This is a genomic window from Kineosporia succinea (assembly GCF_030811555.1).
Lineage (GTDB): Bacteria > Actinomycetota > Actinomycetes > Actinomycetales > Kineosporiaceae > Kineosporia > Kineosporia succinea.
Map to the genome: position 1 here is coordinate 317322 of NZ_JAUSQZ010000001.1, position 12071 is coordinate 329392.

Here is a 12071-nt window from a genome sequence, read left to right on the forward strand (position 1 = left end):
CCAGACTCCGGCCGGACCGCTGTCAGCCGGGTCCGGCAGCGTTCCCCCCACGGCGGTGAAAGCCGCATCGCCCCAAGGAAAGAAGAGACGACATGGTGAGCCCGGTCCCGTCCGGCGAGGTTCCCACCCCGGGTGCCGACCCGGTCCCCGACGAGGCGACCGACCCGCCCCGGCTCACCTGGCCCCAGGTGCTGCGCCGGTTCTGGCCGCTGACCCGGGGCCGCCGGGCGGCCATGGCCGGAGCGCTCCTGGCCTTCACCCTGGCCGTGGTCGCCGACGCGATCGGCATCGAGCTGCTCTCCACCCTCATCGACGGGGCGGTGGAAGACGCTGACCTGTCCCAGTTCTGGCACCCGGCGGCGATCTGGGCCGGGATCACGCTGTGCGCGGCGGCCCTCACCTACCTCGGGTCGGTGCTCACCGCGTCGGCCGCCGAGCGCTTCTCCCGGCGTCTGCGCGCACAGACCCACGACCACCTGCTCACCGTCGCCCCCGAGGAACTCGACCGCCGGGCCCTGGGTGACGTGCTGTCCCGGGTGGTCGACGACACCGAGGACGTCGAGCACCTCACCGTGACCGGGATCATCGACGCCGCCGGATCCGCGCTCGCCGTCGTCATCTTCGGGATCGCGGCCTGGCGGCAGAGCTGGATGCTGGCCCTGGTCGTGCTCGCCGCCGCACCGGTGATCTGGCTGCTGAACCGCTGGCTCACCGACCGCACCCACCGCTTCTCCATGCGTACCCGGGTGGCGCACGGTGCTCTGACGTCCGCCCTGGAGCAGAGCCTGACCAATTCGGCCCTGGTGCAGGCCTACAACGCACGGCCCGCCGAACGGCGCCGCCTGTCGCTGGTCTCGGGCCGGCTGATGACCGCCCGGCTGCGCCAGACGCGGCTCGCGGCCGTGCAGGGGCCGCTCACCGAACTGGTCGAGACGGCCGGGCTTCTCGCGGTCATCGGTATCGGGGTGATCGACATCGCGACCGGTGACCTGACCGTCGGCGGACTCCTCGCCTTCACCGCGTACCTGACGTTCCTGTACCCGCCGATCACCGCGCTCGGCCAGCTGGGGCTCACCGCGTCCAGCTCGGGAACCAGTGCGGCGCGGCTCGTGGAGCTGCTCGACCTGACGCCCGCCGTGCGCGAACTCGAGCCGGCCGCCGGAGCCGACCGACGCGTCCACCATTCGCCGCCCCCGAACCCGGACCCGACCACGGACCCGACCGCGGCCCTTCGCCCGGTGCCCCTCGCGCGCCCGGACCTGGTCATCGAGAACGTGACCGTGCGCTCCCCCGGGCGTGCCGACCGGCTCAGCGACGTGAGTCTGCGCATCCCGGCGGGTGCGCTGGTGATGGTGACCGGGCCGAGCGGTGCCGGGAAGTCCACCCTGGTGGAGCTTCTCGTGCGGTTCCGTGACCCGGACACCGGCCGGGTGCTGCTCGCGGGCCGCGACCTGCGCGACTTCCCGCTGGAGGAACTGCGTGACCAGGTGACGTTACTGCCGCAGGAACCGTTCATGTTCGACGAGACGGTGCGCGAGAACATCACCTACGGCGTCGCCCGGGACCCGGGCACCGACGCCATCCGGATCGCGGCCCAGGACAGCGGCGCCGAGGAGTTCCTGAAGCGGCTGCCCGAGGGCCTGGCCACCCCGGTCGGTCAGCGCGGCCGGGCTCTTTCGGGAGGTCAGCGCCAGCGTCTGGCGCTGGCCCGGGCACTGCTGCGTGGTGGTCCGGTGCTGGTGCTCGACGAGCCGACCACCGGTCTCGACCCCCAGGCGGCGGACGACCTGATCACCACCCTGCGCCTCCTCACCGAGCAGGGACGCACCGTGCTGCTGGTCACGCACGACCGCGAACTGACGCGCCGGGCCGACCAGGTCGTGGAGATCCGGGCCGGCCGGGTGCACCGTTCGAGCGTCTCGCCGCACTCCCGCACCCGCCCGATCCGGGTCGGCCAGAGGCTCGGTCACTCCACCGGCCTTGTGGCCGTGCCCGACGCGAGCCCCGAACCACGAACCTCCGAACCGCGGATCTCCGAACCACGAACCTCCGAACCATGGACGACCGGGCCACGCACGTTCGGACACCCGCCGGACGCGAGGCCGAGCCCCGGACGGCGCCGCACCGAACCGCCCAAGGCCACGACGACCCGGTCGCAGCTGATCCGCAGGGAACGCGCCCAGGAGCAGAACCAGGCCCCCGCCCAGCCGAGCTGAGGAATCCGCGCCGACTCGTCCGCAGGTGACGGGCGGCACCAGCTCACAGGCTCGCTCAGCCGCGGGCGGCATCACGGCCGGACAGCTGGAGGCAGGGGCCCGGCTTCTGAAATCAGCTGGCCGATGCGTCAAGTCCGCAGGCCAATTCGTTAACGATCGACTCTTCAGCTGCATACCCGGGCTCTGCTCCAACCTCGGAGGAGCCTCAGGCCAGGACGACCCCGCCGATCCAGACGGCGGTGGCGAGCAGGCCGGCAGCCAGCTCGATGAGCATCGAGAGCCCGACGGCCTTGAGCGCCTGCACCGTGGAGGGCCAGGCCGCCGCGTGGCTCGACAGCCGAAGGAGCTCAGCCAGGTAGACCCCGAGGATGAATCCGAGGAACAGGCCGACGACCGGGACCAGGAAGAAGCCGAACACACCGAGTAATGCCCCGGCGGCCAACGTGATCCATGGCACACCGCTCTCGCGCAAGCGTTTTCCGGGCAGGGCGTACTTCACGACCGTGCCCAGCACCAGCACCGCCACCGCGATGCCGAACACCACCCAGCCCGCGACGGAGCCCTCGGCGAAGGCCCACAGGCCGACCCCGAGGGCCACGAGCACGAGCCCGGGCAGCACCGGCACGACGACACCGGCCAGCCCGACGACGATGAGCACCGCGGCCAGGACGGTCTCGGTGCTCATCGGGTGGTCTTGGTGATGGTCAGGAAGTCGGGGACGCGGGGATCAGCGCTCGCCCTCGGGGGCGGTCGCGGGAGCGGGCGACGAGAGGTTCTTCGACTCGTCCTGGATGGACGCCTCAGCGGCCGTCAGCGCGTCTTTGTGCGCGTGCCCGTGATGGGCGCAGAACAGGAGCTCGCCCCCACCGGGCAGGACGACCCGCATGTAGGCCCGGGCTCCGCAGCGGTCACAGCGGTCGGCCGCGGTCAGCGTTTCTTGAGCAATGGCAGCACCCACGAGGTGACCTCCTTGAACATCCCGCCACGGGAATGAGACGGACCCTGGACGGGAATGGACATCGGTGACACTGAGAGAACAGTCAATCAGGCTTTCGCCTTCCCGGGGACGTCAGAGCGCCCCGTTCGCTGTCCGCGTAGTCACAGCGAACACACCGGGCGCACATCATCCGTCACACAGCGCTACCGTGAGCACGCCCGCATCCACCCCCACGAGACCCTGCGCACCCGGCAGGTCCCGGCGAGTCCATGAACACCACACCGGGCATCCGGGTAATCTGCCCGGAAGCGGGCCGAAAGCACTGCGCCCGGGACCAGTCATGCCCTCGTCCGTTCGACGCTATATTCGAACGGACGTTCGACCCGACCTATGGTGAACCATCCGACGCACCTGGTGATCCACCCCGACAGCAAGGAGCCGCCCGTGGCCGTGCAACCCAGCGAGACGGCCCGATCCCGCGCCGGCGGCACCGGCAAGCGATCGGCTTCCGCGGGCTCACGCACTTCCGGCGACTCCGGGTACACCGCGCGTCACCTGTCGGTGCTGGAGGGCCTGGAGGCCGTCCGCAAGCGCCCCGGTATGTACATCGGCTCGACCGACTCCCGCGGCCTCATGCACTGCCTGTGGGAGATCATCGACAACGCGGTCGACGAGGCCCTGGCCGGCCACTGCCAGCACATCCGGGTGATCCTGCACGCCGACGGCTCGGTCGAGGTGCACGACGACGGCCGCGGCATCCCGGTCGACGTGGAGCCCAAGACCGGTCTGACCGGCGTCGAGGTGGTCTTCACCAAGCTGCACGCCGGCGGCAAGTTCGGCGGCGGCTCCTACACCGCCTCCGGCGGTCTGCACGGCGTCGGCGCCAGCGTGGTCAACGCGCTCTCGGCCCGCCTCGACGTGCAGGTCGACCGGGGCGGCCAGGTCCACGCCATGAGCTTCCGCCGCGGCGAGCCCGGTGTGTTCGCCGGGCTCGACCCCGAGGCCGAGTTCACACCCTTCATCGACAACTCCGCCCTGCAGATCGTGGGCAAGGTCAAGCGGGGCGTCACCGGCAGCCGGGTGCGTTACTGGGCCGACCGCCAGATCTTCCTGAAAGACGCCGCGTTCTCGTACGACGAGCTGGTCACCCGCGCCCGCCAGACCACCTACCTGGTGCCCGGTCTGGAGATCGTGCTGCGCGACGAGCGCGGCCTGCCCGGCACGCCCGGCGAGCAGGCCCCGGTGGAGGAACGCTTCCTGCACGAGGGTGGCATCGGCGAGTTCGTCGACTTCCTCGCCACCGACCCGCAGGTCACCGATGTGTGGCGGCTCGAGGGCACCGGCCACTTCAAGGAGACCGTGCCGGTCCTCGACTCCCGCGGCCACATGGCGCCGACCGAGGTCGAGCGCGAGTGCTTCGTCGACGTGGCGATGCGCTGGGGCACGGGCTACGACACCGAGCTGCGTTCGTTCGTCAACATCATCGCCACGCCCAAGGGCGGCACCCACGTCACCGGTTTCGAGCAGGCGATGCTCAAGACGCTGCGCACGGTGGTGTCCGAGAACGCCCGCAAGCTCAAGTTCAGCGAGAAGAACGACAAGATCGAGAAGGACGACGTGCTCGAGGGCCTCACGGCCGTCGTCACCGTGCGCCTCGCCGAGCCGCAGTTCGAGGGCCAGACCAAGGAGGTGCTGGGCACCAACGCGGTGCGCGGCATCGTCTCGCGGGTCATCGAGCGCGAGCTCACGGCCCACCTCAACGCCACCGGCCGGGCTGAGAAGGCGCAGGCCGGGCTGGTTCTCGAGAAGGTCGTGGGCGCCATGCGCACCCGCGTCACGGCCCGTCAGCACCGCGAGACCCAGCGCCGCAAGAACGCGCTGGAGACCTCGACGCTGCCGACGAAGCTGAAAGACTGCCGCAGCGAAGACGTCGACCGCTCGGAACTCTTCATCGTGGAGGGTGACTCGGCGCTCGGTACCGCGAACTTCGCACGCAACAGCGAGTTCCAGGCCCTGCTGCCGATCCGGGGCAAGATCCTCAACGTGCAGAAGGCGTCCATCGCCGACATGCTCAAGAACGCCGAGTGCGGTGCGATCATCCAGGTGATCGGCGCCGGTTCGGGCCGCACGTTCGAGCTGCCGGCCGCGCGCTACGGCAAGATCATCCTGATGACCGACGCCGACGTCGACGGCGCGCACATCCGCACGCTGCTGCTCACGCTCTTCTTCCGCTACATGCGCCCGCTGGTCGAGGCCGGCCGGGTCTACGCCGCGGTCCCGCCGCTGCACCGGGTCGAGGTCATCGGCTCCGGGCGGCAGAAGAACGAGATGGTCTACACCTACTCCGAGCAGGAGCTCCAGCGGCTGCTGGCCGACCTGAAGAAGCGCGGTCGCAGCTGGAAGGAGAACATCCAGCGCTACAAGGGCCTGGGTGAGATGGACGCCGACCAGCTGGCGGAGACCACGATGGACCCGCGCCGCCGCACGCTGCGCCGGGTCCGGATGGCCGACCTGGCCGCCGCCGAGCACGTCTTCAACCTGCTCATGGGCAACGACGTGGCGCCTCGCAAGGACTTCATCATCGAGGGTGCGGCCGGGCTCGACCGCGAGCGCATCGACGCCTGAGGTTCGGCTGATCAGGGCGGTTCCCGTGCGGGAACCGCCCTGACTCATGAGGACCGCCGAGGAATTTCACCCCGACGGGCTCAAGCGGCGCCCACCCCGGCCCGAAGTTCTGGCCATGAAGCGCCCGAGGTTGTCAACGATCACTCCCTCCAGCCTCAGCCCGCGGGGGAAGTCGGCCGGTAGGTCCGTCAGCAAGTCCGTGCACACGCTGCAGGAACTGCGGAAACACCTGCCCGCCGACGTGCGCGGACGGCTGCAGGTCCATCTGCCGCACCGGCAGGCCCGGCGCCGTGACCACCGTCTGCTCATCGCGGGTGGTGTCGCGGTCACGCTGATCGCCGCCGCGGCTGCCGTGTACACGGCCCGCACCCGGCTGAAGCAGCTGCTGGACAAGCGCTCGACCGAGAACTCCGAGCGCGGCCTGGACACGCTGACCGGTCTGCCGAACCGCGCCGAGGCGCAGTGGTGGCTGAACACGCGCCTGGCCCGCGCCCGTAACCGCAATCACCGGCTGGCCGTGATGATCCTCGACATCAACGGTTTCGCGGATCTCAACGAGATCCACGGCCGTGAGGTCGGCGACCACGTGCTGCAGGTGACCGCGGCGCGCATGCAGTCGCAGCTGCGCACCGGCGACATGGTCTGCCGCGTCGCGAACGACACCTTCATGGTGATCATGGACGCGATCGGCCCCGACCACCTGATCGCCCGCATCGGCGAGCGCGTCGTGACCACGGTGAGCGAGCCGATCAGCTTCCACGGCGAGCCGATCACCATCTCGGCCAGCGTCGGGTTCGCGATCTCGCTCGACAAGGACAAGACCCCGGAACTCCTTCTGGACCGCGCCGACCGGGCGCTGGTGCAGGCAAAAGCGTCGAACCGCAACGTGGTTCAGTTCTGATCAGACTCTCACCCCCCCATGGTGGACGTTCGTGCGCTCGGGCCGCGGACGTCCACCATGGGTGTTTTGGTGGTCTAACGAACCTCTTTCGCGGCCTGCTGCCGGCGGCGCAGCGCCGCGACGTTCATGCGCGTGCTGCAGCGCGTGGAGCAGAACCGGCGGGAGCGGTTGGCCGAGGTGTCGATGAACGCATTGTCGCAGTCGGTGGCGGCGCAGCGGCCGATGCGGGTGGCACCGTGCTCGGAGACCAGCATGGCCAGACCGAAAAGGGTCTCGGCGCAGATGGTCTCACTGGCCGAGGCGGAGTCGTCCTGGATGTGGAGGTGCCAGCTGCTCTCGTCGTGCCCCGAGATCATCGGCCGGATCGGGTGTTTCGCCAGCAGGCCGTTCAGCGTGGCCACCACCGCGGCGCCGTCGGTGGCCGCCGACGCGTCGGCCATCTCCTCCAGTCCCGCCCGGAACCCCTGGAGCACGGTGACGTCGTCGTCCCGGACCAGGTCGGCCACCCAGGTGCGGTGACCCAGGTAGGTGCGCACGTCGTCCGCCGACTCGATCGGCGTGTTCACCAGATCGACGGCGCGTTGTGCGTAAGCGGCGAAGTCCACTTGTGCAGCTTACAGCGATCGGGCTAGCGTAATGAGCGCAGTCCACAAGTGCCCATTACAGGGGAGCAGTCATGACCGAGACCGTGACGACCGACTGGGAATCCTGGCAGCGTCAGTGGGACGCGCAGCAGGAGGCCTACCTGCCCGACCGCGAGGAGCGGTTCGCGGCGATGCTCGACGCCGTCGAGGCGAGCCTGCCCGAGGGGGCCGCACCGCGGGTGCTCGACCTGGCCGGTGGCACGGGCTCGATCAGCCGGCGGGTACTCGACCGCTTTCCGCACGCCACGACGGTGGTGCTCGACGTCGACGCGGCCCTGCTGACGATCGCGCGGGGCACCTTCGTCAACGACGAGCGGGTCGAGGTGCTGGCCGGTGACCTCGAGTTCTCCAGCTGGGCAGCGGCTTTCGAACCGGCAAGCTTCGACGCGGTGCTCACCGCAACCGCGCTGCACTGGCTGAAGGCCGACCGGGTGGCGGGCGTTTACGCCGAGGCCCTGCCCCTGCTGAAGCCGGGCGGGCTGTTCGTCAACGCCGACGGGATGCACGACGAGTCGCTGGAGTCACTGCGCGAGGGGCTGCAGCGCGTGGAGAAGCGGCGCACGCGTCAGCGCTGGGACAGCGGCGTGCCCAGCTGGGAGGGCTGGTGGGACCTGCTGCGCGAAGACCCACTGCTGGCCGGCCCGACCGCCGAGCGCGACGCCTTCTACGCGGAACGGCGCGGCGACGGGCACACCCAGTCGCTGCCGTCGGTGAACTGGCACCTGGAGGCGTTGCGGGCCGCGGGATATGCCGAGGCCGGTCTGGTGTGGAGAGGGCTTCTGGACGCGGCGGTCACCGGGCGGGCGTCGCTCGCTTGAGAGGTCGGCACGGCCGAGCGGCTCGCACTCCTGAGCGCCTCACCCGCCGAGCAGCTCACACGTCCGGGCAACTGATGCCCCCGAGCAGTTCACCCGCCAGAACGGCTCACGCCCCGAGCAGCTCACGCTGGGACGGCTCGCGCTGGAACGGCTCACGCCCCTGAGCAACTCACGCTGGGACGGCTCACGCGCCAGAACGGCTCACGCGCCAGAACGGCTCACGCGCCAGAACGGCTCACGCGCCAGAACGCAGAGCACCCCCCTATACCCAACGGGTATAGGGGGGTGCTCTGCGGTTCAGCTGAAGTTCGGCTACTCGTCCGTGGCCGCCTCGGACGAAGAGTCCCCGGACGAGGGCTCCGCGGCCGTTGATTCCCCGGACTGTGATTCCCCGGACGCCGGGTCATCGGTCTCACCGGTGAACGCGAAAACCGGACGCGGGCCGCCGATCGCGGTGACCGCGGACTTCAGGGCCAGACCGGAACCGTCGCGGCGCTGGTCGGGGGCGGGCAGCTCGACCGCGGCGCCGGTCGGGCCGGCCGCGTGCGCCGGGGCCGGGCCGGCCCAGGCGACGAGCAGCGTGTCTTCACCCTTCACGAACCGGTGGCAGCGCACACCGGCGGTGGCCCGGCCCTTGGCCGGGTACTCGGCGAACGGGGTGACCTTGGCGGCGCCGGTCTGGGTGCCGGGCAGCGCCGAGCTGGATCCGGCGACCGTGACCACGAGGTTGCCCCACTCGCCGTCCTTCACGCTCAGGTCGATCGCACCGAACCACAGCACCTTCGCCGCGGCCGGGAGGTTGATACCGGCCATGCCGCCGGCCGCGCGACCCTGCGGGCGCACCAGCTTGGCACTGAACCGCAGCAACTGCGCCTCGGAGCTGATGAACACGAGATCGGCTTCGTCGGTGGGCAGTTCGACCACGCCGACGACCTCGTCGCCGTCGCGGAGGCTGATGACCTCCCACTCGTCCTTGTTGCCGGGGTAGTCGGTGGTGACGCGCTTGACCACACCCCGGGCCGTGCCGAGCGCCAGGCCCGCGGTCTCGGTGGACGTCGAGGTCAGCGCCAGCAGCCGCTCGCCCTTGGCCAGGGTGACGAACTCGGTGGCCGGGGCCCCGCCCGACAGCGTCGGGGCGTTGGACGTGGGCGGCAGCGCGGGCATGTCGACCACCGGCACCCGGATCATCCGGCCGGCGCTGGTGATCGCCGCGACCTCACCGCGCACGCTGGTGCGCACGGCCGAGAGCACCACGTCGTGGGCGTGACGCTGGTCGGGGTCGGCGGGCACGAGCGGCTCGACGTTGGTGGTGCGCGCGAGCAGGCCGGTGCTGGACAGGAGCACCCAGCACGGCGCGTCGGCCACCTCGAGCGGTGTGGCGGCGGCCGCGACCGCGGTGCCCGAGCCCTCGAGCAGCACGGTGCGGCGCGGGGTGCCGTAGGTCTTGGCGACCTGGGCCAGCTCGCCCGAGATCAGGCGGCGCAGGATCTTGTCGTCGGCGAGGATCTTGGAGAGCTCCTCGATGTCGTGCTCGAGCTCCGACTTCTCCTTCTCCAGCTCGATCTTGGAGAACTTGGTGAGACGACGCAGCGGCATCTCGAGGATGTAGTCGGTCTGGGTCTGGGTCAGCTCGAACGCCGCGATCAGCCGGTCCCGGGCCATCGCCGTGTCGTCGCTGGAGCGGATGATGCGGATGACCTCGTCGATGTCGACGATCGCGATGAGCAGGCCGTCGACCAGGTGCAGCCGGTCCTGCCGCTTGCCGCGGCGGAAGCTGGTGCGGCGGCGCACCACGTCGATGCGGTGGTTGACGTAGACCGTCAGCAGTTCCCGCAGGCCCAGGGTGCGAGGCTGGCCGTCGACGAGCGCGACGTTGTTGATGCCGAACGACTCCTCGAGCGGCGTGAGCCGGTAGAGGTGCTCGAGCACGGCCTCCGGGTTGAACCCGGTCTTGACCTCGATCACCAGGCGCAGGCCCTGGGTACGGTCGGAGAGGTCGACGACGTCGGAGATGCCCTGCAGCTTCTTGGCCTGCACGAGCTCCTTGATCTTGCCGATCACCTTCTCCGGCCCGACCAGGTAGGGCAGCTCGGTGACGACGATGCCCTGCTTGCGGGCCGTGACGTTCTCGATCGCGATGGTGGCGCGGGTCTTGAAGCTGCCGCGGCCGTTCGCGTACGCGTCGCGGATGCCGTCGAGCCCGATGATGCGACCGCCGGTGGGCAGGTCGGGACCCGGGATGAACCGCATCAGCTCCTCGAGGTCGGCGTTCGGGTGCGTGAGCAGGTGCCGCGCCGCCGAGATCACCTCGATCAGGTTGTGCGGGGCCATGTTCGTGGCCATGCCGACCGCGATGCCGCTCGCGCCGTTCACCAGCAGGTTGGGGAACGCCGCCGGCAGCACCTCGGGCTGGGTCAGGCTGTTGTCGTAGTTGGGGACGAAGTCGACCGTGTCCTCGTCGAGCCCGTTCGTCAGCTCGGTGGTCAGCGGGGCCGGCCGGGCCTCGGTGTACCGCGCGGCGGCCGGGCCGTCGTCGAGCGAGCCGAAGTTGCCGTGCCCGTCGACCAGCGGCGCGCGCATGGTGAAACCCTGGGCCAGTCGCACCAGCGCGTCGTAGATCGCGGTGTCACCGTGCGGGTGCAGCTTGCCCATCACGTCGCCGACCACGCGGGACGACTTGACGTGCGGACGCTCGGGCCGCAGCCCCATGTCCTGCATCGTGTAGACGATGCGCCGCTGCACGGGCTTCAGGCCGTCGCGCGCGTCGGGCAGGGCGCGAGAGTAGATGACGGAGTACGCATACTCGAGGAACGCGCCCTGCATCTCCTGCTCGACGTCGATGTCGACGATCCGCTCGGTGAAGTCCTCGGGCGGTGGTGTGTTGCGCGAACGACTGGCCATGCCCGCATTGTCCCCCGTCCGGACACCTGTTCGTACACCGGGCGCGCGGGACGTTGCGCAAATTACTCCGCGTCGGCTTCCAGGAACGCCAGAAAGCGGCTCACGGCCGGACTGTGCTGCCCGTGCGAGGGCCGGGCGATGCCGATGCGGCGCTCCGCGTCCGGGTCCGACAGCGGCACGTGCACGGTGCCGGCCGTGACCGCGGTGCTCATCGGCTGCGGCACCACGGCCACTCCCAGCCCGGCCGCGACCAGGGCCCGGGCGGTCGCCACCTCCCCCGTCTGCAGGGCGACATCCGGGGTGAAACCGGCACTGTGGCACAGGTGCTCGGTGAGCAGGCGGAGCTCGGCCCGGGGCCAGAACGTGATGAACCGCTCGGACGCCGCCTCGGCCAGGTCGACGGTGCGGTGCCGGGCCAGACGGTGGTCGGCCGCGACGACCAGGCACAGACGCTGCCGTTCGATGGGTGTCCAGGTGATGTCCCGGCGGTCCGGATTCGCCCCCGGACGCAACCGGCCCATCAGGGCCAGGTCCACGCGTCCTTCCGAGAGCCACGTCGCGATGTCGTTCGAGTGGCCCTCCTGCAGCACGAATCTCACCTCCGGCGCCTGGTTGCGATACCGGTTGAGGACGGCGGGGACGACCGACTCCCCCAGCGACGCCACGAAACCCATCCGGATCAGGCCCCGCTCGGGATGTCTCAGCTCCGCGATGCGCTCCCGGGCGGTGTCGATCTCCTGGACCGCCCGCTGCGCGTGGGCCACCGCCACCGATCCACTTGCGTTCAGGCGCAGTCGACCACCCACCCGGTCGAACAGCGGCGCCCCGAGCTCCCGCTCGAGCCGGGCCAGCGCCCGGGACACCGTGGGCTGCGGCACGCGCAGCTGCGCGGCGGTGAGCGAGACGTTCTCGGTCTCGGCCAGGACGCCCAGCCAGCGCAGGTCACGGTCGTCCACCCTGCGACTATACGTCTGGCGCATGGCCTCACGCCGACAGATGCATTTCACAGATGGCTGGCACCGGGCGCAG

At 70.4% G+C, this 12071-nt stretch carries 9 protein-coding genes; 4 read left to right on the forward strand and 5 right to left on the reverse strand.

Translation table 11 applies throughout. From position 1 onward, the window contains the following. Window positions 1-92: 92 nt before the first annotated feature. Window positions 93-2216, forward strand: coding sequence for an ABC transporter ATP-binding protein (locus J2S57_RS01485; protein WP_307237303.1), 2124 nt, complete (start codon window positions 93-95; stop codon window positions 2214-2216). A gap of 205 nt (window positions 2217-2421) precedes the next feature. Here J2S57_RS01485 and J2S57_RS01490 read toward each other — a convergent pair whose 3' ends face one another. Together J2S57_RS01490 and J2S57_RS01495 are read right to left on the reverse strand one after the other, a co-directional pair. After that, the gene (locus J2S57_RS01490) at window positions 2422-2901 is read right to left on the reverse strand and encodes a DUF456 domain-containing protein (protein ID WP_307237307.1); all 480 of its coding nucleotides are present in this window, start codon (window positions 2899-2901) and stop codon (window positions 2422-2424) included. A gap of 42 nt (window positions 2902-2943) precedes the next feature. Further along, a complete protein-coding gene (locus J2S57_RS01495) occupies window positions 2944-3174 on the reverse strand; it encodes a DUF7455 domain-containing protein (RefSeq protein WP_307237309.1) in 231 nt (76 codons plus the stop codon). A 423-nt stretch (window positions 3175-3597) separates the two neighbouring features. Between J2S57_RS01495 and J2S57_RS01500 the strand changes: the two genes are divergently transcribed. Together J2S57_RS01500 and J2S57_RS01505 are read left to right on the forward strand one after the other, a co-directional pair. Continuing rightward, complete coding sequence (locus J2S57_RS01500; protein WP_307237312.1) at window positions 3598-5778, forward strand: DNA gyrase/topoisomerase IV subunit B; 2181 nt, start codon at window positions 3598-3600, stop codon at window positions 5776-5778. Window positions 5779-5977: 199 nt separating this feature from the next. Then, complete coding sequence (locus J2S57_RS01505; protein WP_307237314.1) at window positions 5978-6679, forward strand: GGDEF domain-containing protein; 702 nt, start codon at window positions 5978-5980, stop codon at window positions 6677-6679. A gap of 74 nt (window positions 6680-6753) precedes the next feature. Here J2S57_RS01505 and J2S57_RS01510 read toward each other — a convergent pair whose 3' ends face one another. Continuing rightward, the gene (locus J2S57_RS01510) at window positions 6754-7284 is read right to left on the reverse strand and encodes a CGNR zinc finger domain-containing protein (RefSeq protein ID WP_307237316.1); all 531 of its coding nucleotides are present in this window, start codon (window positions 7282-7284) and stop codon (window positions 6754-6756) included. A 71-nt stretch (window positions 7285-7355) separates the two neighbouring features. Between J2S57_RS01510 and J2S57_RS01515 the strand changes: the two genes are divergently transcribed. Then, window positions 7356-8141 carry a class I SAM-dependent methyltransferase gene (locus J2S57_RS01515; RefSeq protein ID WP_307237319.1) on the forward strand — a complete coding sequence of 262 codons (786 nt, stop codon included), beginning with the start codon at window positions 7356-7358 and terminating at the stop codon, window positions 8139-8141. 312 nt (window positions 8142-8453) lie between these two features. Here the strand turns inward: J2S57_RS01515 and J2S57_RS01520 are convergent, their stop codons facing one another. Further along, the gene (locus J2S57_RS01520; RefSeq protein ID WP_307237322.1) at window positions 8454-11042 is read right to left on the reverse strand and encodes a DNA gyrase/topoisomerase IV subunit A; all 2589 of its coding nucleotides are present in this window, start codon (window positions 11040-11042) and stop codon (window positions 8454-8456) included. A gap of 62 nt (window positions 11043-11104) precedes the next feature. Next, the gene (locus J2S57_RS01525; protein ID WP_307237325.1) at window positions 11105-11998 is read right to left on the reverse strand and encodes a LysR family transcriptional regulator; all 894 of its coding nucleotides are present in this window, start codon (window positions 11996-11998) and stop codon (window positions 11105-11107) included. Window positions 11999-12071: the final 73 nt, after the last annotated feature.

What these genes read in the sequence shown, in the direction of transcription:
- J2S57_RS01520 (WP_307237322.1), bottom strand. Translation starts at nt 11,042, where the DNA reads ATGGCCAGTCGTTCGCGCAACACACCACCGCCCGAGGACTTCACCGAG.
- J2S57_RS01515 (WP_307237319.1), top strand. Translation starts at nt 7,356, where the DNA reads ATGACCGAGACCGTGACGACCGACTGGGAATCCTGGCAGCGTCAGTGG.
- J2S57_RS01485 (WP_307237303.1), top strand. Translation starts at nt 93, where the DNA reads ATGGTGAGCCCGGTCCCGTCCGGCGAGGTTCCCACCCCGGGTGCCGAC.
- J2S57_RS01490 (WP_307237307.1), bottom strand. Translation starts at nt 2,901, where the DNA reads ATGAGCACCGAGACCGTCCTGGCCGCGGTGCTCATCGTCGTCGGGCTG.